Below are 22,478 nucleotides of genomic sequence, written 5' to 3'. Positions count from 1 at the left end.
CGAGGCGATGGAGGCGCTGATCGCCGTCGAGACGGCGCGGCTGGCCGAGGAGCGCGAGGCGCTCCGCCAGGAGTACGAGCAGCTGCGCAGCGAGCAGTCCCAGCTCCGCCGCGAGTACGAGGACCGCCAGCGCGACCTGTTCCTGGTCAGCGGCCTGGATGCGATCAGCACGGTGCTCGAGAACGGCTTCGAGCAGGTGATCGGGCAGCTCGAGCCGCTGACCGAGTTCCGGCCGCCGAGCGGGGAGACCCCGCTCCCTCTGCCGACCCAGTACCGCTTCGCGTCGCTGCAGGCGACGCAGCAGCGCATCCAGGCCGACTCGTACCAGGTGCCGCTGGGCGAGTACGACGTCGGCTTCCTCAACGACCCGCGCGACCGGCCGGACACCGGCGCCGCCGGCTCGGCCGGCTACACCCAGGAGGGAATGCCGTCATGATCCCGCAGCTCACCAACCGTCTGCTCTCGCCGCCGTCGGCGCCCGGGCCCGTCCTCCCGATCGGGAACGCCGCAGACGCGGCCGCCGCCGTGCTGAAGGCCGACCCGCTCGACCTCGTGCTGTACCTGGAGGAGGTGTGGGACAGCGCCGACGTCTGGGCGCCGAACGGCTACCGCGCCGGACCGGCACGCAGCGCCCTCTTCGCCACCGGTCAGTTCGCGGGCTACGTCCCGGTCGCGGGGCCGGCCTGGGACCACTTCCTGTCCTCGTACGTGCTCGAGAACACCCGCATGGTGCAGATATTCGCCCGCGTCGTGAAGGAGTACCGCACGGGCGAGAGCCTCGGCGTGCCGTCCATCGCGACCCAGCGTTGGCTGGACACCACGGAGGCGCTGCTCCTCGGCGCATGGAATCCGCTGCCGCTCTGGCTGAGCACCAGTTCTGTGCGCACGGACCCCGAGGCGGTGCGCCGGAACGCGTACTGGCGGATGTTCGGGATGGACCTGTCTTTCGGGATGGACGACAACCGGCCGGCGACCTACGCCCGCTCCACCGCATCCAACTCGACGTTCGTTCGGCTGTTCGAGGAGCTGCTGTACGAGGTCTGGCAGGCGATGGTGAACCTGCGGAACGTCGCCGGCGTCAACTCCGCCGACAACGACCGCATCTACGCCATCGCCCAGGAGCTGAAGTACATCCTCCGATCGCGGCGGCAGAACGCCGTGCTCGCGCGCGAGGAGCTGGCGGCCGCCACGGTGGTCGGCTGGCTGAACCTCACACTGGACTCGAACACCTCCGTCATCACCGACCTCAAGTCCCAGGCGACGAGCGCGGGCGACCGGCTGCGGTTGGTCGGCGAACGGGTCGGCCTGGCGGCGCACTCGAAGTCGACATCGCTCATCACGATGGCACAGGACCTGTCCATCCTGATGCGGACCATCGAAGCCGACATCGTCACCGGGCCGGAGTTCGCCTGGGTGCTCTACGACACGGTCGCGCCCGGTCCGTCGCCGGTGCAGCCGCTCGGCTCCTACACGCGCCGGGTCATCACCGAGTGGTCCTCGGCCGCCGGCCGCGACCTGAAGGCCCGCAAGGCGCCGGTGGACACCCAGCAGCGCCGGCCCGCGGCCCTGGCACGCTGAGACGGAGGCGATCATGCCGACGCAGACCTTCGACGAGCAGCCGGTGCCCGGCGGGTTCGAGTCGCCGTTCGAGGTGACGCCCGGCGAGCGGTTCACCGTGAACGAGAGCGGATTCACGGCGGACGAGTCCGAGGAGTACGAAGGATACGAAGCGTTCGAGGGATACGAGGGCTTCACGCTCGAGGGTCCCTCCGCGGAGAGCGAGACGTTCCCCTCCGGGCTGGTGCTCTCGGAGACGACCGGCGCGACCGGTCCCGGGCAGGAGCACTGGGACCCGAACGACACCGGGATCCCGCTGCTCTCGACCGGCCCCGCTGTGCGATCGCAGAAGGTGTCGCGCAACTTCACCGTCGGCGAGTTGGTGCGCAGCGGCGGCGTGTACGCCGATCCCGCCCGCATCGCTCCGGCGCTCGTCGACCTGCTGCAGCGCATCCGCGACCGCGCAGGCAGGGCGGTACGGATCACCTCCGGCTACCGATCGTGGAAGCGGAACGGCGTCGTGTACAAGGGCTACGGCAAGCCGCCGACCCTGAGCCGCCACTGCTCGGGTCAGGCCGCAGACATCCGGATCTCCGGTTACAGCGGGATGCAGATCGCCAAACTCGCGATCGACGTCTGGGGACCGACGATCGGGGTCGGGATCGGCGGCGACTACGCCCACGTCGACGTGCGGCCGAGGTGGAGTCGCTGGACCTACCTGAAAGGGGAGGCGAACCGGCGTGCGATCGCCGAGATCGACGCGTATCGCGCGGCGAAGAAGGCGGGGAAGCTCCCGCAGCCGGTTCCGGTGCCCGTCCCTCCCGTGCCCGTCCCGATCGTCCCCGTCCCCATCGTCCCTGGCGCAACGGGAGCCGGCGGCCTGGTGATCCGCAGATCGCCGCTGCTCGCGTCGCACCGCGGCACGCATCCCGATCTGATCCTCGGCTGGAACGCGATGAGCTCTCCGACGGCGATCGACGTCGTCGTCCATCTGCACGGCTTCTCGGCGAGCGGTGCCGCCATGCGCCTCGACACCGAGAAGCTGCCGGTGAGCGGTCTCGGGCTCGGGAGCCGCGCCCGCCCGACGCTGACGATCCTGCCGCGCGGCGACTACTTCGGCGGGGACTCCGGGCGCGGCTACGATTTCCCCGCGCTGACCCCCGCCGGGCGGCTGGACGCGTTGATCGCATCGGCGTTCGCCGCGTTCACCGCCCGGACCGGGGTGGGAGCGCCGCGGGGCCGTCTCATCCTCACCGCGCACTCAGGCGGCGGGAAGGCGCTCCTCGCGATCCTGAACCACACCGATCCCGACGAGGTCTTCGTCTTCGATGCCCTCTACCAGCGGGCGACGGCGCTCGGCACGTGGATGGAGAGACGCGTCGCCAGGCACATCGCGTCGCCCTCCGCGCCTGCCCCGGCGCTGCGTGTGCTGTACCGCGCCGACGGCAAGAAGTCGACGCAGCCGTCGAGCGAGGCACTCGCCCGGCAGCTCGCCGCCGTGCTCTCCGTTCCCGCCGCCGCGCCGCTGCGACCGCGGTTCCGGGTGGAGCGCACCACGGAGCAGCACGGGACGATCCCGAAGCGGTACGGGAGCACACTGCTCGGGGACGCGGGCGCCGACCTGTCGGGAACCAGCCCGGTGCCCGGTGTCCAGCAGGAGGCGTTCGACGGGCAGGAGTCGCTGGCCTGGGATGCGTACGAGAGCCCGTATCCGGGCGAGAACCTGGACGAGGGCGAGTTCTTCGAACCCGAGTACTACGCGGAGTCGTTCGCCCTGGAGGGGCTCGACGAGGGCGAGGCAGAGTATCTGGACACCGAGGGGGAGGGGTTCGACGAGGCGGAGTCGGAGACCGAGGGCTTCGAGGAAGCGGAGGGGTTCGACGAGGGCGAGGCCTTCGATGAGGCCGAGGCCTTCGATGAGGCCGAGGCCTTCGACGAGGGCGAGGGCTTCGACGAGGGTGAGACCTTCGACGAGGGCGAGAGCTTGAATGAGGGCGAGAGCTTCGACGAGACCGGGGCCGGGGAGGCGGAGTCGTTCGACTCCGAGCGCGGCCACGACGAGTGGTCGGAGGCCGAGCAGTCCGGCTCCGAGGCCTTCACGCCTGCGGCGATGGTGGCGGAGGAGTCGGAGGACGAGGACGGCGAGTCGGAGGGCTTCGAGGGGCTGGAGGAGGGGTTCGTCACGACCGGCGTCGTCTATCCGTCCGGTCTGGTGCTCGCGCCCGCCCCCGCATCCATCGCCGCGGCTCCGGGATACGCCGACCCGAACAACACGGGCGTCCCACTGGTGGCGACGCCGCCGTCGACCCACCGGCAGAAGTTGGCGAGCAACTTCGTCGTCCGCGAGCTGGCGTCGAGCGGAGGAACGGCGTCGCCGTACTCGCGCATCTCGCCCGAACTGGTCCGCGTGCTCCAGGCCATCCGCTCGCGCCTGGGGCGCCCGGTGTACGTCGACTCCGGCTACCGGCGGTGGGCCCAGGCGCTGGCCGTCGCGGAGGCGCGCGGCGGCCATCCGAAGAACACCCGGCACGCCTCGGGCCAGGCCGCGGACATCCGCGTGGTCGGACTGACGGGCACCCAGCTGGCGCAGGCGGCGATCGACGCTGTCGACGACGACCTCGCGCTCGGCATCGGCGGCAACTACCTCCATGTGGACGTCCGCGGCACCTGGAACCTGTGGACGTACCTCCCGGGGGCAGCGGGCCTGGCGGCGAAGCAGGTCGTCCTCGCCCACCACGTCGCGAAGAAGGGCAAGAAGAAGCCGCAGCCCCATCCGAACCCGCAGCCGCAACCCACGCCGACGCCGGTCGTCGACGACCGGTTCCGGATCATCAAGCCTGCGTTCATCGCGGCGACCGACCCCGCGGCGCGGGCCGCCGTGCTGCAGCGCGGCATCGCGTTCGCCCGCACCCACGCCGCGCAGGCCCGTCGTGACGCCGGCAGACCGACCAGCCGGACCTCGACGTCCCGGCGGAGGATCGCCGCCGAGACCGGTGTGGACGCGGAGCGCAATCCGTACGCCGCGAACTCCACCGACGACCGGTTCGAGCAGGCGTATCGGGCGTGGGCGGAGAACCCCTTGCAGTCGGTCGAGCCGTGGACGCTGATGGCCCTCTGGGTGAAGGAGGGCCTCGGGCAGCCGCAGGTCGCCGGCGAGGTCGTCGCGACGAGCCCGGCGGACGCCCGCTCGATCTGGCGCTCGCGCTGCTACTTCGTCAACATGGGAATCGATCACTACATCCTGCTGAAACCCAAGCAGCCGAACCGCGACAACGAGATCGACGACAGGCCGGGCACCGGTACGCAGCACGACGCGATCCTGCGCGCTGCGGTCGCACAGCACGTCTCGGCGGGGAGGCTGCCACGGGATGTATCGGCGGAGATCGATTCCCAGCTGACGGTGAGCCGCGTTCCGGGGACCACGGACCGATTCACCGTGGTTCCCACCACCCGGTTCTTCGTCCTGTCGCTCATGCTGGTGGACGCGTTCTGGCGGCAGAACAAGGCCGACGTCGTGGCGGCGCCGGAGATCGCGGCGGCCACGCCGACCCCGCTCGACCTCGACGGTCTCACCTACATGCGATGGAACATGGTCGCCGAGTCGTTCCGGAAGTTCCGCCGCCGGGACATGTCCACGAGTGCCGATCCGGACGGCACCATCCCCACGCTGCCGGTGTGGGCTTTCCACCGCACGCCGAAGGAGGGCCAGTTCCGGCAGTCCCGCATCAATGCGATCAAGCTGCAGCACCTGATCTCGGTGCTCCAGGAGGCGTACGACGGCTGAGACGCCGGACGCGGAGCGGTGAGCGGTCAGGCCGCGGGCGTCACCCGCCCCTCGAGAGCGGCGCGGTACCGCGCGTACTTGCGCGAGCCGACCCACCGCCAGGCCAGGGCGACCGGTGCGGGGAGGTTCTTCCCGAGCCATTCCTTGCCGCCGTCCGGCTGCGCAGCGAGGATCGCACCCAGCATGTTCCAGGTCTGACCCTTGGGCGTGCTGGCGCGTCCGTGCTTCGCGAACCACTCGACCTCGGGCTTGGTGAGCGTGTACTCCATCACCGGAACGATGTTCGCCTCCTCGTCGGGGAGGTGCTCCTCCAGTGCGGCGTTGATGCCCGTCAGCGCCGCCTGCACCGGAGCGGCCGTCGTCGCGCTGGGCGCCGCCCTCCATGCGGGGACCGCGCGATCCAGCTCCTGAAGGTGGACGAGCATCGCGGCGTGCTGCTGTTTCATCCGCTCGACGTGCAGGGCGCAGGAGGGACGTCTCTCGTCGATCACCGGCCACAGCCGGGCGTCCTCTCCCTCGTGGTGGCCGTGGAGTGAGACCGAGAGGAGGTCGAGCTGTGAGGCGACGACGTCCGCGTGCGCGGTGTCGCCGTCGGCCACACCCTCGACCAGGCCGGGAGCCTCGGCGAAGGAGTGGCGGAACAGCCGATGGATCTCGATCATCCCGCTCGCGTCGCAGGTCTTCGGGCCGGTGAGGGGAGGTTCGCCGGAGGAGGGCAGGGAGGTCGCCGACATGGCGGAACTCTACGACCCCGCGGCGGGATGCGCGCTCCCCAATTTCCCGCGACGAGCGGCATCCGACGCTCACCGTGCGCTCTCGCCGGGCGTGAGTAGCATCCACAACGTGACCGCAACCCTCCCGACCGACGCCGAACGCCGACTCGCCCTGCGGCGGATGAAGGCCCTCGCGACGAGCCTGCTCGCCGTGGCCGCCGTGGTGTTCGCCGTCGCCTTCGCACTGCAGGACCGCTACCCGTGGCTCGGGTTCGTGCGCGCCGCCGCCGAGGGGGCGATGGTGGGGGCGCTCGCGGACTGGTTCGCCGTGACCGCCCTGTTCCGGCATCCGCTCGGGCTCCGCATCCCGCACACGGCGATCATCCCGACCCGTAAGGACGAGATCGGGGCGACCCTCGGGGATTTCGTCGAGACCAACTTCCTCTCCGACGAGGTCGTCGCCGGCAAGCTTCGGGGCATCGACCTCGCCGGGGCGGTCGCCGACTGGCTCTCCGAGCCGCAGAACTCGCGCCGCGTGGTGGCGGAGTCCTTCCGTGGCATGACCGGGCTGGCCGCGCTGCTCGACGACGATCGGATGCGGGAAGCGATCGAGGCGGTCGTGCGCACGCACGTCGTCGCGCCGGAGTGGGGTCCGCCGCTCGGACGGCTCGGGGAGCGTGTGCTCAGTTCGGGCGGCCACCATGAGGCGGTCGACCTGCTGCTGGACCGGCTGGATGAGTGGCTCGCGGCGAATCCGGAAGCGTTCGGCCCGGTGGTCTCGCGGCGTCTCCCGTCGTGGCTGCCGTCGTTCGTGGATCGTGTGATCGACGAGCGTCTCCATGCGGAGGCGCGCCGGTTCGTCCGCGAGATGCGGGACGACCCGGACCACCGCCTCCGTCGCTCGCTCGACGACTACCTCGCCCAGCTGACCGACCGGCTGCAGCACGACGAGGCGACCATCGAACGCCTGGAGGCGGCGAAGGGTCGCGCGTTCGACGACCCGCGGATCCGCGAGCTCGCCGCATCCACCTGGTCAGCCGCACGCACGGCCGCGCTGGATGCGCTCTCGGAGGAGGACAGCGACCTGCGCCGCCGCGCGGAGGCCTTCGTCGCCGACGTGGCGCGGCGCGTCCTGGCCGACGACGACATGCGGGCATCCCTCAACACCCGGCTGACCGACGCCGCCCTGCACCTGGTGACGAACTACCGCAGCGACATCTCGCACGTCATCACCGAGACGGTCCAATCGTGGGATGCGGCCGAGACCACCGACAAGATCGAGACCCAGGTCGGCCGCGACCTGCAGTTCATCCGCATCAACGGCACGGTCGTGGGCGCGCTCGCGGGCCTTGCGATCTACAGTGTGGCGACGGGTATCTCGGCGCTGCTCTAGCGTCGCGGTCACTCGTCGGCGAAGAGAGCGCTTCCGCGCCGCCAGACCTGGCGGATGTTGAGGGTGTCGGCGATCCGCGTCGTCGGGTCGCCGTCCACGAGCACGAGGTCGGCCCGCAGCGACTCCCGGATCCGTCCACGGTCGTCGAGGCCGAACCGTCGCGCGGGGACCGCTGTGGCGGCGCGCAGTGTTTCCGTGGGCGTCAGACCGGCGCGGACGAGGAGCTGGAGTTCGTGGTGGACGCTGGCCCCATGGGCCATCCCGCCGAGCGTGGGCAGCGGGAACGAAACGTCCGTACCGACGAGGATGTCGACGCCGGCTGCGTGGAGCGCGCGAACGGATGCGAGAACGTCGTCGAGGTCGCCCTGCGGGTACCGGTTGTAGCTGCTCTGCAGGGTGGAGATCCAGGCGTCGTCGAGCTTGGAGCGGACGCGCGGATCCTCGGCGAACTCGGCCGCGGAAATCCCCATCATGGAAGCGTTCAGGACGACGCAGGGTACGACGAATGCCCCGGATGCTGCGATGGTGTCGATGATCTGCGACGTGTGGGGGCGGTCCATGAAGAGGTGGACGAGTCCGTCGATGCCACCCGTGATCGCCGAGGCGGTCGCGTCCACGGTGAGTGTGTGGGCGACGGTCAGGAGGCCGCGGCGGTGGGCTTCTTCGACGCCGGCCGCGATCGTCGCGTCATCGAGCAAGGGGAGGCCGGGGGCGCCTTCGACAGTCCCGTCGTCGATCATGAACTTGATGTAGTCGGATCCGGTGGCCTGGAGCCGTGGGATGAACGCCACGGCCTCCTCGGGCGTCGTGGCGAACGGCATGACGATGTCGGCCCACTGGTCCGCGTCGGCATCATCCGCCTCCCACGGAGCCTCGTCGCCGTCGTCGTCGTGGCCGTCACCGCCCATCAGTTCGCTGGGATGTCCGCCGGGCGGGGTGATGCCGAATCCCGCAGAACGTACATCTGCGACCCGATCGTCATCGGTGACCTGGCTCCGTCTGTCCCGGGTGAACATCCCCTGCATCTCCAGTTCGGTCGTCACCCCGAAGGTGAGGGCCAGCTCGAGCCCCTCCAGGGACGTGTGGACGTGTGAGTCGATCAGGCCGGGGATCACTGTCCCGCCGCGGCCGTCCACGACGTACGCCCCGTCGGGGATGTCGTCGCCGATCGACCGGATCCTGGTTCCTTCGATCACAACCGACGCAGCGGGGAGCACCTCCTCGCCGTCGAAAATCCGTGCGCCGACGATCGCTGTCGTGTTCATCGCTTCTCCTTTGGTGTTCGTCCGATGCGGAACGTCATTTTCTGTAGTGACTACAGAAAACTAGTAATACCATAATTGAAACTGCTGCCTCGATGCAGTACGCTCGTCTCGTGGCAGCCGGTACGGGACTTCGCGAGCGGAAGAGGGCGCAGACCCGTCGCGCCCTTCACCGCGCCGCCGTCCGGTTGTTCGTGGAACGCGGATTCGATGATGTGACCGTCGCTGAGATCGCCGATGAGGCGAATGTCGCGTTGACGACGCTTTTCACGTATTACCCGGCGGGCAAGGTCGGCCTGGTCTTCGAGCAGGAGGAGGACCGCGCGGCCGCGCTGGTGCAGGCCATACGCGATCGCCCCGCCGGGACGGACCCACTGAGCGCCATCGAATCGTTCATGGAAAGCCGAGTCCCGTTCGACGACGGTGACCCGCGTTCCCGGGAGCTCCTCGATCTGATCTTCTCGACGCCGCAGCTCCGCGCCTACGTCCGGCAGAAATGGACCGACTGCGAAGATGCACTGGTCTCTGAGCTCGCCGCGGAGTGGCATGAGCCCGACGGTGCAAGCCTCCGCTCCCTCGCGCGCTTCATCCTCGAGAGCCCCGACATCGCCGCGCGCGAGCCAGCGCCCGAAGACGCGCTACGGCTCATCTTCACGAATTTGCGCCGCGGGTGGAGATAGCGCCGTCCCGGGTGACGTGGTTCAGGCGGCGGTGTTGGCCGCGGTCGCGATGGCGGTGAGGACTGCTGCGTAGAGCCTTCGCGTCACGTCGAGATATGCGCTTTGCTGGGCCTCGTCTTGGAAGACCAGGTCATTCCAGGACCCCATGCCTCCGAAGACCCATGCTTGAACTGCGGCGGCCAGAAGCTGCCGGTTCTCTGTGGGAGCAGTCGACGGGGCGAGGTCGGGGTTGTACGGGATCGCTGGTTCGCTCGTGTCGAGGAGTCCGAGTGCCTGAGCAAACCATCCCGCCCAGGAGCGGAGATCTGTCGATTGTGCAAAACGCTCGATGGCCTGCAGTGCAGTCCGGAGGTCAGTGCGCGCGGAGCCCAGATCAACGACCGGTTCCATCGCTGCGGGCAGGTCCCGGCTGGTCATCTCGACGGCCCAGATTCGATTGTTCGGGTCTGCCCGGTCTCGAACAGACCATGCGCAGAACCAGATCCGCGGCCGAGGGCCGTCGGTGCATATCGCCCAGCGACCGCCGTTCGCGAACGATGCCTCTATGTGGCCTGGAAGCCCACTGGACGCGGCGCCGTCTCCAATGAGCAGTGTGAGCCGCTGGCTTCCGCCTTCCTTGACATGCTGGAGCCAAGCGGCGACGCCGTCGCCCTCCCATGAACGGTGGCGGAACAGGCCGCGCTCCGAGCACTGCGACCGCCACGAGCTCACAAATCGGAAGGCCGAATTCGATGCATCCAACGCGGGTGCGGGCTCGGCGCTCCTGGACAGCCAGTCGTTGCCATGCAGGCACAGCGCAACAAGGGCTGCCAGTTCCCCGTTCATGCCTCGATCCTGCCCGAGAATTCCCGAACCCGGAGGACGCTGCGCGCGCACCAGGTGGCGCATCCCAATTGGCGGAGAATGGGGGATTCGAACCCCCGAGGGCTTGCACCCAACACGCTTTCCAAGCGTGCGCCATAGGCCACTAGGCGAATTCTCCTGGTCGTCGCCTTCCGCTGTCGCGGCCGGCGGCTCCCAGTATCTTACCCGAATGCCGGAGGGCCTCGCGCACACGGCTCCCATCCGTAGCCGCTACAATCGTTGATGGCTCCCCACGTGGCGCCATCCAGGCCAACTCCCCCAGGGCGGAAACGCAGCAAGGGTAACCGGGCTCTGGCGGGTGCGTGGGGAGTCTTTTCATGTCCAGCCGCGTGTCACCGCCGCCGCGTATATTGTGGCCACCAGTGCCGGACCTTCTACGCCCTGTAGAATGGTCCGTGTCTTCCGTGGAGCGATGGAGGGACGGGTGCCGCAGTGACCGATCAGCTGACCGAGCTGTCGACCGAGGCGTACGTGGTGGGCTTCCCGCTCGTGTTCGACCTGGAGCAGGTCGTCCGGTTCACGGAGGAAGGCATCGGGTCGGTTCCCCCGACTCCCTACAACTCGTTCGGGCACGCGCGCGAGCTGGCCGGACTCGACGACACATTCGTGTCGATCAACAACGACACCGTGTACTCGATCGCCCAGGTCGATCTGGGGGTCGGTCCGGTGAGGCTCAGCGTCCCCGCTGCCGGTGACCGCTATTTCGTCCTGCAGTTCGTGGACGCCTGGACCAACAATTTCGCCTACATCGGCACGCGGGCCACCGGGGGAGAGGGTGGCGAGTTCCTGCTGCTGCCGCCCGACGACGAGGCCGCGCCCGACACCTCCGGACTCCCGGCCATCCGCTTCCCCACACGCGTTGCGACGATCGTCGGACGGTGGGCGGTCGACGGCGCCGACGACCTCCCTGCCGTCCACGCGCTGCAGGACGCACTGACGTTGACTCCGCTCCACCAGACCCTCGTCCCGCCGCAGGGCGTCCCCTCGGTGGACGGTGGCCAGGGCGAGGCGCTCGACTTCTTCGAGAAGCTGCGGGTGTGGTCGCAGGCCTTCCCGCCGGCGCTGCGCGATCGGCCCGCGCTCGAGTCGTACGCGCCGCTCGGGCTGGTGAGCCCGTACACGATCGCCGAACAGCCGGAGGGGGTGCGCCAGGCGCTCACCGCCGGCTACGCCCTCGGCAAGGACGCACTGGAGTCGGCACTGCGCACCTCCGGGACGCTGACCGACCACTGGGCGGTCAACCTCCACGTCTTCGACTACAACCTCGACTTCTTCGAGCTGGGGGCCATCGACGCGCCCGAGTGGAAGCTGAACGACCCGCGCACCCGGTACGCGCACCGCGCTGCGGCGGCGCTCGGCGGGCTGTGGGGAAACCACGCCTATGAAGCGGCCTACATCATGACCTACGAGGACGCCGACGGCGAGCCGCTCAGCGGCGAGCACGTCTACCGCCTGCGGCTGAACCCCACGCCGCCGGTGGGCGCCTTCTGGTCGCTGACCATGTACGACCTCCCGCACTACTACCTCGTCGCCAACCCGATCGACCGCTACTCGGTCGGCGACAGGACCCGCGGGCTCGTGTACGACGACGACGGAGGACTGACCATCACGATGAGCGCCACCCGACCGACCGACGAGAAGGCGGCCGCCAACTGGCTGCCCGCACCGACCGGACGTTTCCGCCCGATCCTCCGCCTGTACCTGCCGGGTGACGAGGTGCTGGACGGCCGTTACGGCATCCCGGCGATCGAGCGGATCGGCTGACGTGGCGCGCTCCATCTACATCACCTCCGCCGAAGGGCACACCGGCAAGTCCACCGTGGCCCTCGGGGTGCTCGAGTCCCTGCGTCACTCGGTCGAGCGGGTGGGCGTGTTCCGACCGATCGCGCGGTCGACCGACGAACGCGACTACGTGCTCGAGCTTCTGCTCCAGCGGATCACGGCCGACATCTCGTACGAGGATGCGCTCGGCGTGACCTACGACGATGTCCATGCCGACGCGGATGCGGCCCTCGCCGAGATCGTGCAGCGCTTCCGCGCGGTGGAGGCGCAGTGCGACACCGTGGTGATCCTCGGCTCCGACTACACGGACGTCGGCAGCCCGACCGAGCTCGGGTACAACGCCCGGATCGCCGCGAACCTGGGCGCACCGGTGCTGCTGGTGCTCGGGGGCCGCATCGGCCAGGGTTTCGGGGAGCGTCTCGGGCAGGCCGACCCGCGCTCGCCTGAGGAGCTCCGCCAGCTGGCGGAGATCGCCGTCGCCGAGCTGCGGACGGAGCACGCCGGACTGCTCGCGGTCATCGCGAACCGGGCGGACGACGGGATGCTGGATGAGATCGTCGCCGCGGTCGGGTCGGTCGTCGGTGCGGCGGCGGTCGCGGCCGGCAGTGCGGACCGCCCGCCGGTGTGGGCCATCCCGGAAGACCCGTTCCTGGTGGCGCCGAGCATCCGCTCCATCATGGAGGAGACCGGTGCGACCCTGATCGCCGGCGAAGAGGCGCTGCTCACCCGCGAGGCGCTGGGCGTGGTCGTCGCCGGGATGTCGATGAACAACGTCCTCCCGCGCCTGGTCGACGGCGCGGTCGTCGTCGTGCCGGGCGACCGCACCGAGGTGCTGCTGGCCGTGCTGATGGCGAACGCGTCCGGCACCTTCCCGTCGATCGCGGGCATCGTCCTCAACGGCGGGTTCGACCTGCCGGAGCCCATCCAGCGGCTGCTCGCCGGCCTTCGGTCGCCGCTGCCGATCGTGCGGACCGGGCTCGACACCTACGACACAGTGGTGCGGATCACGCACGCGCGCGGCCGGCTCGCCGCCGACTCGCAGCGCAAATACGACACCGCGCTCGCCCTCTTCGAACGGCACGTGGATGCGGGAGCGCTCCTCGCGCGCCTCAACGTCTCCCGGCACGACGTCGTCACCCCGCTCATGTTCGAGTACGACCTGATCGAGCGCGCGCGGGCGGCGAAGAAGCACATCGTGCTGCCCGAGGGGGAGGACGACCGCATCCTGCGTGCCGCCCACACCCTGCTGGCGCGCGGTGTCGCCCAGCTGACCATCCTCGGCGAGCCGTTCGAGGTGCGTTCGCGGGCGATCGAACTGGGTCTCGACCTCTCCGGCGCCGAAGTGCTCAGCCCGTTCGACGATGTGATGCGGCTGCGGTTCGCGACCGAGTACGCCCGGTTGCGCGCGCACAAGGGCATCACGATCGAGCAGGCGTCCGACACCATCACCGACACGTCCTACTTCGGCACGATGATGGTGCACCTGGGGCTCGCCGACGGGATGGTGTCCGGCGCCGCGCACACGACGGCGCACACCATCCGGCCGGCTTTCGAGATCATCAAGACGACGCCGGGCGTCTCGGTCGTGTCCAGTGTCTTCCTGATGGCCCTCGCCGACCGCGTGCTCGTCTACGGGGACTGCGCCGTCGTCCCGGACCCGACCTCCGAGCAGTTGGCCGACATCGCGATCTCGTCCGCTCGGACCGCCGAACAGTTCGGGATCGAGCCACGCGTCGCGATGCTGTCGTACTCGACCGGCGACTCGGGCGCCGGGGCGGATGTGGAGAAGGTGCGGACCGCGACCGAGCTGGTGCGGGAGCGCGCGCCGCAGCTCGCGGTGGCAGGCCCCATCCAGTACGACGCGGCGGCGGATGCGGCGGTCGGCGCCGCCAAGATGCCCGGTTCGGAGGTGGCCGGTCGGGCGACCGTGTTCATCTTCCCGGACCTCAACACCGGCAACAACACCTATAAGGCGGTGCAGCGGAGCGCGGGCGCCGTCGCCATCGGTCCCGTCCTGCAGGGCCTCCGGAAGCCGATCAACGATCTGTCCCGCGGCGCGACCGTCGACGACATCGTCAACACCGTGGCGATCACGGCGATCCAGGCGGCGCTGTCATGAGCGCCGTCCTGGTCGTCAACAGCGGTTCGTCGTCGTTCAAGTACCAGCTGATCGACAGCGAGACCGAGGAGTCACTGGCCTCCGGGCTGGTGGAGCGGATCGGCGAGTCGAGCGGGCACACCACGCACCGCGGGCCGAACGGCACGACGGAGCGCACGCTCGAGATCCCGGACCACACGGCCGGGTTCCGTGCGATGCTCGACGCGTTCGCGGCGGAGGGTCCCAGCCTCGACGAGAACCCGCTGGATGCGGTCGGCCATCGCGTGGTCCACGGCGGCAAGCGCTTCTTCGAGCCGACGATCGTCACGCCGCTCGTCGAGATCAACATCGAGGACCTGTCCGACCTCGCGCCGCTGCACAACCCCGCGAACCTCGAGGGCATCCGTGCTGCCAAGAAGGCGTTCCCGGACGTGCCGCACGTCGCGGTGTTCGACACCGCGTTCCACCAGACACTGGCGCCGGAGGCGTACACATACGCCATCGACGCCGACCTGGCCGAGCGCCATCGTGTGCGGCGGTACGGCTTCCACGGCACGTCGCACAAGTACGTCTCCGAGACGGCCGCGGAGTTCGTCGACCGCCCGCTCGGCGAGCTGCGCCAGATCGTCCTGCACCTGGGCAACGGCGCGTCGGCGTGCGCGATCGATGGCGGACGCTCGGTGGAGACGTCGATGGGCATGACGCCGCTGGAGGGCCTGGTCATGGGGACGCGGTCGGGCGACCTCGACCCGGCGGTGCTCATCCACTTGGCGCGGCGCGCGCACCTGTCGACGGATGCCCTGGACGAGTTGCTGAACCGCCGGAGCGGGCTGCTCGGCCTCTCCGGCCGGGGCGACATGCGCGATGTCCGTCAGGCGGCGGGTCGCGGGGATGAGGCTGCGCGGCTCGCGCTGGATGTGACGGTCCACCGCCTGAAGCACTACATCGGTGCGTACACAGCGCTGCTCGGACGCCTCGACGTGCTGACCTTCACGGCCGGAGTCGGCGAGAACGACGCGGCACTCCGCGCGGAGGTGCTCTCCGGGCTGGAGGTGCTCGGTATCCGGCTCGACACGGAGCGCAACGCGAGCCCGTCGCGCGACGCGCGGGTCATCTCGGCCGACGACTCCGCCGTGACGGTGCTGGTGGTGCCGACGAACGAGGAGCTGGAAATATCCCGGCAGTCGCTCGAGGCGGTTCGGGCAGCGACCGGGGGCTGACGGGAGCAGAGAGGCCATGCGGCGACGGCGCGGCGACGGCGAACGGCACGGGATGCCGCGACGCGTGTCCGCCGCGCGCCGCCCCGGCCTGCTGCCGCGGATCGTGGCGGCCGTCGCCTCCGCACTCGTCGCGGTCACCGCGCTCGCCGGGTGTGCGACCGGGGACGTGGCGGCCGGCGCCCGGTTCGTGACCTCACCGCTCGTCCGCTACAGCGCCGTGCTCTGGCCCTTCCCACTGGAGCTGGTAGGCGCCGAGCCCGGGGCGCGCTTGCGGCTGACCGCGCGGCTCGCCACGGCGCACGGCACCTGGACGTCGGCGGCGACCTACACGGTCCCGGCTTCGGGGACGCTCGACCTCGCGGCCGCCCGGCCGCAGCTCGCACCGTTCACCGAGCCCGACTCGGCTGGGCTGTTCTGGACATTGCGTGGGCCGCAGCTGTCGGGTGAGGCGGCTGCCCGGCAGTGGATGCGCGACACCATCCGCGTCACCGTCGCCGCCTCCGACGCCGGCCGCGTCGTCGCCTCCCGATCGTTTGAACTCGACGGGCTGGCATCGTCCCTCGCGGTGCGCACCATCTACACGCGCGACCTCCGGCCGGCCATCGACCCGCGCTTGCCGCGGCAGACGCACGAGGACGTCGCACTCGCCACCTTCTACAGTGCGGCGAGCCTGGAGCACCCGCAGACGCCGGTGGTGCTGATGTTCGACGACGCGCGGCCGGGTGCATCCGGCGACTACGTCGCCCCGGTGATCGCGCAGTTCGGCGCCTCGGTGCTGCGCATCCCGGTCGCCGCGGCGGCGGACGGCGTGCGTTCGACCGGCATCGTCGCGGACACGACCGTGCAGGCCGTGTTCGACTGGCTGTCGGAGCGTCCCGACATCGAGCAGGACCGCGTCTTCGTCTACGGCACCGGGGCGGCCGAGCAGTTGGCCGTCTGGGCGGCGACACGGTTCCCGTCGCGCATCCACGGGCTGTTCGTCGCCGGGGGCGCGCCGGCGCTGCTGTGCCTGCCCGCGGCGAGGGTGGCCCCGGTCTTCGAGGATTCGTCCGGCCTTCCCTGCCTCACCGACGCGGAAACCGTCGTCCCCTCCGCGGTGCCGTCCATCGACGGCGTCGACGGCCCGGTCGTGCTGGCCTGCGGCACGCAGGACGCGACCTTGCCGTCGTCGTGCGCCTGGCAGCGCTCCCTGGCGGCCACCCGGGAGCCGCGCCCCGGCGACCGGACGATCTACGCCGACGGCGCGACGCATCCCGTCAGCGTGCCGCCGGGCCTGCCGATCGCCCTCCCGGCGACCGGCGGCCAGCCGACCGAGAAGGCCCGCATCGCGTTCTGGAACGCGGTCGGCCGCGACCTGCTCCGGGCGGTGCTCGGATGACCAGGCAGTGGGCGCTGCGACGGCTGCTGCGGGTCGCGGTGGTCGGAGCGGTGGCGGCACTCCTCCTCTCGGCCTGTGCGACGGGCTCGGGAGGGGGCGCGCGGTTCGTGTTCAGCCGGTTCGGCGACGGGATCACCGAGCCCGTCGGCATCCAGATCGTCGGCCTGGAGCCGGGCGAGCCCGTCGTGCTCACCGCACGCGCGCACTCCAGCGCCGGCTCGTGGTCGTCGCGGGCGGTCTACGCGGTTCCGCCCACGGGGAGCGTCCGGCTGTGGTCGCAGGAGCCGACGGCAGCGCCCTACCCGCGACCGGACAGCTCCGGTCTGCTGTGGAGCCTGACGGGACCGTCGCTCAGCCAGCAGCAGCTGGAGGCGCAGTGGGTGTACAGCCCGCTCGATATCCGGTTCTCGGCCGAGCAGGCGGGACACCAGGTGGCCTCCGGCGAGCTCCACCGCACGCCGCTCTCGGCGGGGACCATCAGCCGGGATGTGCTGGGCAGCGATCTCATCGACACCGGCGACCCCGAGGCGTCCGGGCTCGCGCCGACGGCCACCGTCGGGACGCTGGTCGACTCGGTGCCGACGCCGGTCGACCTGCGTCCCGGCGTGATCGTCATCGACGGCGACGACGGCGGAGCGTCCGGCGCGTTCGTCTCGCGACGGATCGCATCGGCCGGCTTCCCCGTCGTCGTGCTGCCGGCGTTCGTCCCGGCCGGACGCATCCCCGGATCCGCCGCGCTCTCGGTCGAGACGTTCGACGCCGTGCTGACCTGGTTCTCCTCTCTTCCCGTCGTGGATGAGGGACGCATCTTCGTCTACGGCACCGGTCGTGCCTCGTCGCTGGCCCTCTGGTTCGCCGCGAACGACCCGGATCGCGTCCACGGAGCGTTCGCCGCCAGCGGCGCGACGGCGCTGCAGTGCACGTCGTCCGCGGGCAGCCCACTGCTCATCCAGCACGGGCGGGCGTTGCCGTGCGCCAACCCGGAGCGCACGATCGCGGGCACGGACATCCTGCCGCTGCAGCGCATCAGCGGGCCGCTCGTGCTCGCCTGCGGCACCGACGACCGGCTGCTTCCGACCGCGTGCGACTGGACGCGGGCGGGGGAGCAGGTGCGCGGCGACGAACCGGGAGACGCCTTCCTCTACCTGGACGGCGCCGGCCACGACATCACCACGCCGCCCCTGCTGCCGATCGGGCTGAGCGACCTGGCTCCGGCGACCGCGCAGGCGACCGAAGCGGCGCGGGCGCAGTTCTGGCAGCTCGTCATCGCGAAGCTGGCGGGGGCGATGCGGCCATGAGGCGGATGGTGGCGGGCGTGGTCCTCGCGCTGCTGGTCGCATCCCTCGCCGCCTGCGTCGCCATTCCGGGCGCGGGCGGACCGCGCGTCGAGGTCAGCGAGGAGCCGAGCGGGGTGTGGAAGCCCATCCACGTCCGGGTCGTCTCGCTGCCGCCGGGTGGACGGGTGACGGTACGCGCGACGGCGCGGTCCGGCGCGGCGGCGGGTGAGCGGTGGAGCTCGCAGGCCGTCTACAGCGTCCCGTCGTCCGGCGTGGTCGACCTGGACCACGACGTGGCCGCCGAGGCCCCGTTCTCCGGAGCGGACGGGATGGGCCTGTTCTGGACGCTGCAGAGCGACTCGGGCCGCGAGGCGAACTCCCCGCATGTGTGGGGCGGCTCGACCATGACCGTCGACCTGGAGGCCGTCATCGACGGTCGCCGGGTCGCCGCCCGCCGCCTGCATCGGGTCGGGCTGACCTCGGTAGCGCCGTCACGGGCGGTGTTCGACGACGGCATCACGGGGGACTACTTCCAGCCCGCGTCGGCCGCCGCGGCGCCGCGCCCGGCGGTGCTCGTCTTCGACGGGACCGAGCCGGATGTGCAGACCGGCGTGCTCTCGGCGGCCACCCTCTCCGCGATGGGGTATCCGGCGCTCGCCCTCTCGACCTACGGGTCGGCGGGCCAGCTCGGGCCGGTCCGCGTGCTCCCCGCCGAGCGCGTCGTCGCGGCGCTGAACTGGCTGCGCGCACAGCCGGGGGTGGATGCGCGGCGCGTCTTCGTCTTCGGGACCTCGCGGGGCGCGCAGCTTGCCCTGTGGACCGCGGTCGCGCATCCCGAGCTGGTCTACGGCGCCATCGCGCCCGCCGGAACCACCGGGCTGGTCTGCCCATCGCCCGTTCCCGGCCCGGCGATCACCGTCGGAGGCTCGTGGGTGCCCTGCCTCAGCGGCACCCACGTGGTGACGCGGGCCGCCGTGCTCGACCTGGACCGCATCCCCGGTCCGGTGGTGCTGGGATGCGCGGGGGAGGACGAGCAGCTCGGGAACGGCTGCCGGTGGCTCGACGTCGCGGCCGAGGTGCGGCCGGCGCGCGGGGGAGACGCGTACGTCCGGGCGCCGAAGGCGACGCACACCTTCTACCTCCCGCCCTACACACCGCTCGACCTGCCTCCCGCGCCGCAGGCGCAGCCCACGGAGGACGCCCGGGCCGCCCTGTGGTCGGCGATCGGCCGTGCCCTCAACGTCCGGGGGCCGTGATCGTCGCCGACCCAGCCGAATGTCGGCGGCGGTGAGTAGCATGTGTGAGTGGTAACCGCCCTGTATCGCCGCTACCGGCCCGACACCTTCGCCGAGATGATCGGCCAGTCTCAGGTGACGGAGCCGCTGATGACGGCGCTGCGCACCAACCGGGTGAATCACGCCTATCTCTTCTCGGGTCCCCGCGGCTGCGGCAAGACCACGTCGGCCCGCATCCTGGCCCGCTGCCTGAACTGTGCGGAGGGCCCCACCGACACCCCGTGCGGGAAGTGCGCCAGCTGCATCGAGCTGAGCCGCGACGGCGGCGGCTCCCTCGACGTGGTCGAGATCGACGCGGCCAGCCACAACGGCGTCGACGACGCGCGCGACATCCGCGAGCGTGCGATCTTCGCCCCGGCCCGCGACCGCTACAAGATCTTCATCCTCGACGAGGCGCACATGGTCACCCCGCAGGGCTTCAACGCTCTGCTGAAGATCGTGGAGGAGCCGCCGGAGCACGTGAAGTTCATCTTCGCGACGACGGAGCCCGAGAAAGTCATCGGGACCATCCGCTCCCGCACCCACCACTACCCGTTCCGCCTCGTCCCTCCCGCGCAGATGCTGGAGTACGTGCAGAGCCTGTGCGACAGCGAGGGCATGACGGTCGCACCGGGCGTCCTCCCGCTGGTGGTGCGCGCGGGCGGCGGTTCGCCGCGCGACACGCTCTCCCTGCTCGACCAGCTGATGGCCGGGTCCGAGGGAAGCGCCATCGACTACGAGCGGGCGGTCGCCCTCCTCGGTTACACGCACGCCGCGCTGCTCGACGACGTCATCGACGCGATCTCGGCTCGGGATGCGGCGGGCGCCTTCGCCGCGGTCGACCGCGTCATCCAGACGGGGCAGGACCCCCGGCGGTTCGTCGAAGACCTGCTGGAGCGGCTGCGCGACCTGATCGTGGTCGCCGCGACGAGTGTCGAGGGGGCTGCGGCCGTGCTCCGCGGAGTCCCACAGGACGAGCTCGACCGGATGGGCGTGCAGGCCATGAAGTTCGGCGCGGCCGAGCTCAGCCGTGCCGCTGACATCGTGAACGCCGCGCTCACCGAGATGACCGGCGCGACATCGCCGCGGCTCCACCTCGAACTCATGATCGCCCGCGTGCTCGTGCCGTCGAGCGACGAGAGCGAGCGCGGTGCGCTCGCCCGCGTAGAGCGGCTCGAGCGCCGCGTCGGCGTGAGCGACGCCATCGGCTCCGAGCCCGGTCGTGCCGAGTCCGGTCGGACGGAGCGTGCGGCCGCCGAGCGCGGTGCGCCGGCCGCGGCGAACTCGGCTCCGCCGCGCGAGCCGGTTCGTGCCGCAGCTGCTGCCCCCGCTGCTCCCGCGCCGGAGCCCGCTCCTGCTCCCGTCGCCGCATCCACTGCGGGTGCCGCTCCGGCTGCCGGTGCTGCCCCGGCAGATGCGGGTGCCGAGGCAGAGCCCGCCGCAGAAGCCGCGACGGTCACGCCGCCGGCGGAGAAGCCCGCCGCGGCGCCGGCTCCCACGGAACAGCCCTCCGCGCCCGCTGCGTCTCCGGCTCCCGCGGCGGCCGCCGTCGGCCCCGTCACCACGCAGCAGGTCAAGGACGCCTGGCCGCAGATCCTCGACGCCGTGCAGCGGGCGAAGCGCAGCGCCTGGATGGTCGTGTTCACCGCGCAGGTGCGCTCGCTGAACGGCGACGTCCTGTCGCTGTCGTTCCCGAGCGACAACGACGTCCAGAGCTTCCGGCAGCCCGACGCCGGCGGTGCCCCGGGCGTCAGCGAGTACCTCCGTCAGGCGATCGTCGACGTCCTCGGCATCCGCGTGAAGTTCATCGCGAAGGCCGACTCGGCTCCCGGGTCGGGCGGGTCGCCCCGCCCCTCCGCCGGTGCGCCCGCCGCGCCCGCGGCCGAGACCTGGCCGGGCGCCGAGCCCGGCGACGCTCGCGAGGCGACGCCGGCCGCCCGCACGGCATCCGCTCCGAGCACTCCGGTTCAGCGCGACACCGCCTCCCCGAGGTCGACAGCAACCGACGCGGCGTCGACTCGCACCACGTCCTCGGACGCCGCCGCCCCGGCGGCCGTGGTCACGGAGTGGGCGACGGTCACCATCCCCTCGTCGCGCGAGACGGCCGAGGCGGCCGCAACGGTGACGTCCGCGGTGGCGACCATGGAGCGTCCGGCCGCGCCGGCGGCAGCACCTCAGGCACCAGCGCCTGCCGCCGCCCCGCAGGGCGCCCCAGCGCCGGAGGAGCCGCCGTACGACGACGTCCCTCCGCCCGAGATCGAGCCGCCGTTCGAGCCGCCCGTCCCGGAGGAGCCCGTGGGCGACTGGGCCGCCGCTCCGTCCGCGACGGCTGCCGCCGCTCCGTCCGCTGCCCCGTCGGCTCAGCCTGCGCGCAGTGCCGAGAGCGCATCGTCCGGCGATGCCTCACGCGCCGCGCGCCCGTCCTCCGCCCCGGCCGCAGGCTCCCGAACGCCGACCTTCCAGCAGCCGCAGCGGTACGGCGAAGCTGTGGTGCGCGAGATCCTCGGAGCCACCTTCATCGAGGAGCAGCCTGCACCTCCGACCCCGGGGATGAGGTAGCCGGTGTACGAAGGCATCGTCCAGGAGCTGATCGACGAGCTCGGGCGGCTGCCGGGCATCGGCCCGAAGTCCGCTCAGCGCATCGCGTTCCACATCCTGCAGACCGAGACGTTCGACGTCACCCGCCTCGCGGAGGTGCTGCTCGAGGTGCGCGACAAGGTGCGCTTCTGCGAGATCTGCGGAAACGTGTCGGAGGAGGTCACCTGCTCCATCTGTCGTGACCCGAGGCGCACACCGAACCTCATCTGCGTGGTGGAGGAGGCGAAGGACGTCGTCGCGATCGAGCGCACCCGCGAGTTCCGCGGGCTGTACCACGTGCTCGGCGGGGCGATCAGCCCCATCGACGGCGTCGGGCCCGACGACCTGCGCATCCGCCAGCTGATGCAGCGACTCGCCGACGGCACGGTTCAGGAGGTGATCATCGCCACCGATCCGAACCTCGAGGGCGAGGCCACCGCCACCTACCTCAGCCGCCTGCTCACCACGCTCGAGATCCGCGTGACGCGGCTCGCCTCCGGCCTGCCGGTCGGCGGCGACCTCGAGTACGCCGACGAGGTCACGCTCGGCCGCGCGTTCGAGGGCCGCCGCCAGGTCTCCTGACCTCGCCCGGCCTGACCACCTCCGCCCAGCCCCCACT

Annotated in this window: 16 protein-coding genes, 1 tRNA gene and 1 other RNA gene; 14 read left to right on the top strand and 4 right to left on the bottom strand. The window is 71.1% G+C overall.

Annotated features, from left to right (window positions below; translation table 11 throughout):
- Positions 1–7 precede the first annotated feature (7 nt).
- From BLR91_RS13980 to BLR91_RS13970, 3 genes are read left to right on the top strand one after another with little or no spacing between them, the layout of a single operon-like run.
- Positions 8–436, top strand: a complete 429-nt coding sequence (locus BLR91_RS13980) for a hypothetical protein (RefSeq protein ID WP_089921695.1) — start codon at positions 8–10, stop codon at positions 434–436.
- Positions 433–1,578, top strand: a complete 1,146-nt coding sequence (locus BLR91_RS13975; protein ID WP_020075528.1) for a hypothetical protein — start codon at positions 433–435, stop codon at positions 1,576–1,578. Before BLR91_RS13980 ends, BLR91_RS13975 begins: the two co-directional genes overlap by 4 nt.
- A 13-nt stretch (positions 1,579–1,591) precedes the next feature.
- Entirely contained in the window at positions 1,592–5,341 is a 3,750-nt protein-coding gene (locus BLR91_RS13970) for a D-Ala-D-Ala carboxypeptidase family metallohydrolase (RefSeq protein WP_089881189.1), read from the top strand.
- Positions 5,342–5,367: 26 nt separating this feature from the next.
- Here BLR91_RS13970 and BLR91_RS13965 read toward each other — a convergent pair whose 3' ends face one another.
- On the bottom strand, positions 5,368–6,075 hold the full coding sequence (locus BLR91_RS13965) for a hemerythrin domain-containing protein (RefSeq protein ID WP_089881191.1): 708 nt from the start codon (positions 6,073–6,075) through the stop codon (positions 5,368–5,370).
- Here BLR91_RS13965 and BLR91_RS13960 point away from each other — a divergent pair.
- Complete coding sequence (locus tag BLR91_RS13960; RefSeq protein ID WP_089881194.1) at positions 6,074–7,447, top strand: DUF445 domain-containing protein; 1,374 nt, start codon at positions 6,074–6,076, stop codon at positions 7,445–7,447. The genes BLR91_RS13965 and BLR91_RS13960 overlap by 2 nt on opposite strands.
- An 8-nt stretch (positions 7,448–7,455) precedes the next feature.
- Here the strand turns inward: BLR91_RS13960 and BLR91_RS13955 are convergent, their stop codons facing one another.
- Positions 7,456–8,712, bottom strand: a complete 1,257-nt coding sequence (locus BLR91_RS13955; protein ID WP_089881197.1) for an amidohydrolase family protein — start codon at positions 8,710–8,712, stop codon at positions 7,456–7,458.
- Between the two features lie 92 nt (positions 8,713–8,804).
- Between BLR91_RS13955 and BLR91_RS13950 the strand changes: the two genes are divergently transcribed.
- Positions 8,805–9,389, top strand: a complete 585-nt coding sequence (locus BLR91_RS13950; RefSeq protein ID WP_089881201.1) for a TetR/AcrR family transcriptional regulator — start codon at positions 8,805–8,807, stop codon at positions 9,387–9,389.
- A gap of 21 nt (positions 9,390–9,410) precedes the next feature.
- On the opposite strand, the gene BLR91_RS20045 is transcribed toward BLR91_RS13950, so the two are convergent.
- Positions 9,411–10,214 carry a hypothetical protein gene (locus BLR91_RS20045; RefSeq protein ID WP_157694627.1) on the bottom strand — a complete coding sequence of 268 codons (804 nt, stop codon included), beginning with the start codon at positions 10,212–10,214 and terminating at the stop codon, positions 9,411–9,413.
- Between the two features lie 69 nt (positions 10,215–10,283).
- Positions 10,284–10,371, bottom strand: a tRNA-Ser gene (locus BLR91_RS13940).
- 103 nt (positions 10,372–10,474) lie between these two features.
- Here BLR91_RS13940 and ffs point away from each other — a divergent pair.
- From ffs to recR, 9 genes are all read left to right on the top strand, one after another.
- Positions 10,475–10,571: signal recognition particle sRNA small type (ffs, locus tag BLR91_RS13935), an RNA gene on the top strand.
- 114 nt (positions 10,572–10,685) lie between these two features.
- Positions 10,686–12,017 (top strand): DUF1254 domain-containing protein, encoded by a 1,332-nt coding sequence (locus tag BLR91_RS13930; protein WP_089881207.1) that lies wholly within the window; start codon positions 10,686–10,688, stop codon positions 12,015–12,017.
- Between the two features lies 1 nt (position 12,018).
- A complete protein-coding gene (pta, locus tag BLR91_RS13925) occupies positions 12,019–14,154 on the top strand; it encodes a phosphate acetyltransferase (protein ID WP_089881210.1) in 2,136 nt (711 codons plus the stop codon).
- Positions 14,151–15,353, top strand: coding sequence for an acetate/propionate family kinase (locus BLR91_RS13920; protein WP_089881213.1), 1,203 nt, complete (start codon positions 14,151–14,153; stop codon positions 15,351–15,353). Before pta ends, BLR91_RS13920 begins: the two co-directional genes overlap by 4 nt.
- A 16-nt stretch (positions 15,354–15,369) precedes the next feature.
- Positions 15,370–16,731 (top strand): acyl-CoA thioesterase/bile acid-CoA:amino acid N-acyltransferase family protein, encoded by a 1,362-nt coding sequence (locus tag BLR91_RS13915; RefSeq protein ID WP_089881216.1) that lies wholly within the window; start codon positions 15,370–15,372, stop codon positions 16,729–16,731.
- Positions 16,728–18,029, top strand: coding sequence for an acyl-CoA thioesterase/bile acid-CoA:amino acid N-acyltransferase family protein (locus tag BLR91_RS13910; protein WP_089881219.1), 1,302 nt, complete (start codon positions 16,728–16,730; stop codon positions 18,027–18,029). The genes BLR91_RS13915 and BLR91_RS13910 overlap by 4 nt, the downstream gene beginning before the upstream one ends.
- The gene (locus BLR91_RS13905) at positions 18,026–19,264 is read left to right on the top strand and encodes an acyl-CoA thioesterase/BAAT N-terminal domain-containing protein (RefSeq protein ID WP_231918922.1); all 1,239 of its coding nucleotides are present in this window, start codon (positions 18,026–18,028) and stop codon (positions 19,262–19,264) included. The genes BLR91_RS13910 and BLR91_RS13905 overlap by 4 nt, the downstream gene beginning before the upstream one ends.
- Before the next feature lie 48 nt (positions 19,265–19,312).
- Positions 19,313–21,841, top strand: coding sequence for a DNA polymerase III subunit gamma and tau (locus BLR91_RS13900; RefSeq protein ID WP_089881226.1), 2,529 nt, complete (start codon positions 19,313–19,315; stop codon positions 21,839–21,841).
- 3 nt (positions 21,842–21,844) lie between these two features.
- Positions 21,845–22,441, top strand: a complete 597-nt coding sequence (gene recR / locus BLR91_RS13895; protein ID WP_018189921.1) for a recombination mediator RecR — start codon at positions 21,845–21,847, stop codon at positions 22,439–22,441.
- The last annotated feature ends 37 nt before the right edge of the window (positions 22,442–22,478 follow it).

Origin of the sequence: Leifsonia sp. 466MF, from assembly GCF_900100265.1 — a bacterium.
GTDB lineage: Bacteria > Actinomycetota > Actinomycetes > Actinomycetales > Microbacteriaceae > Leifsonia.
Note: the sequence above shows the minus strand (reverse complement) of the source record. Positions and strands in the feature narration are given on the sequence as shown.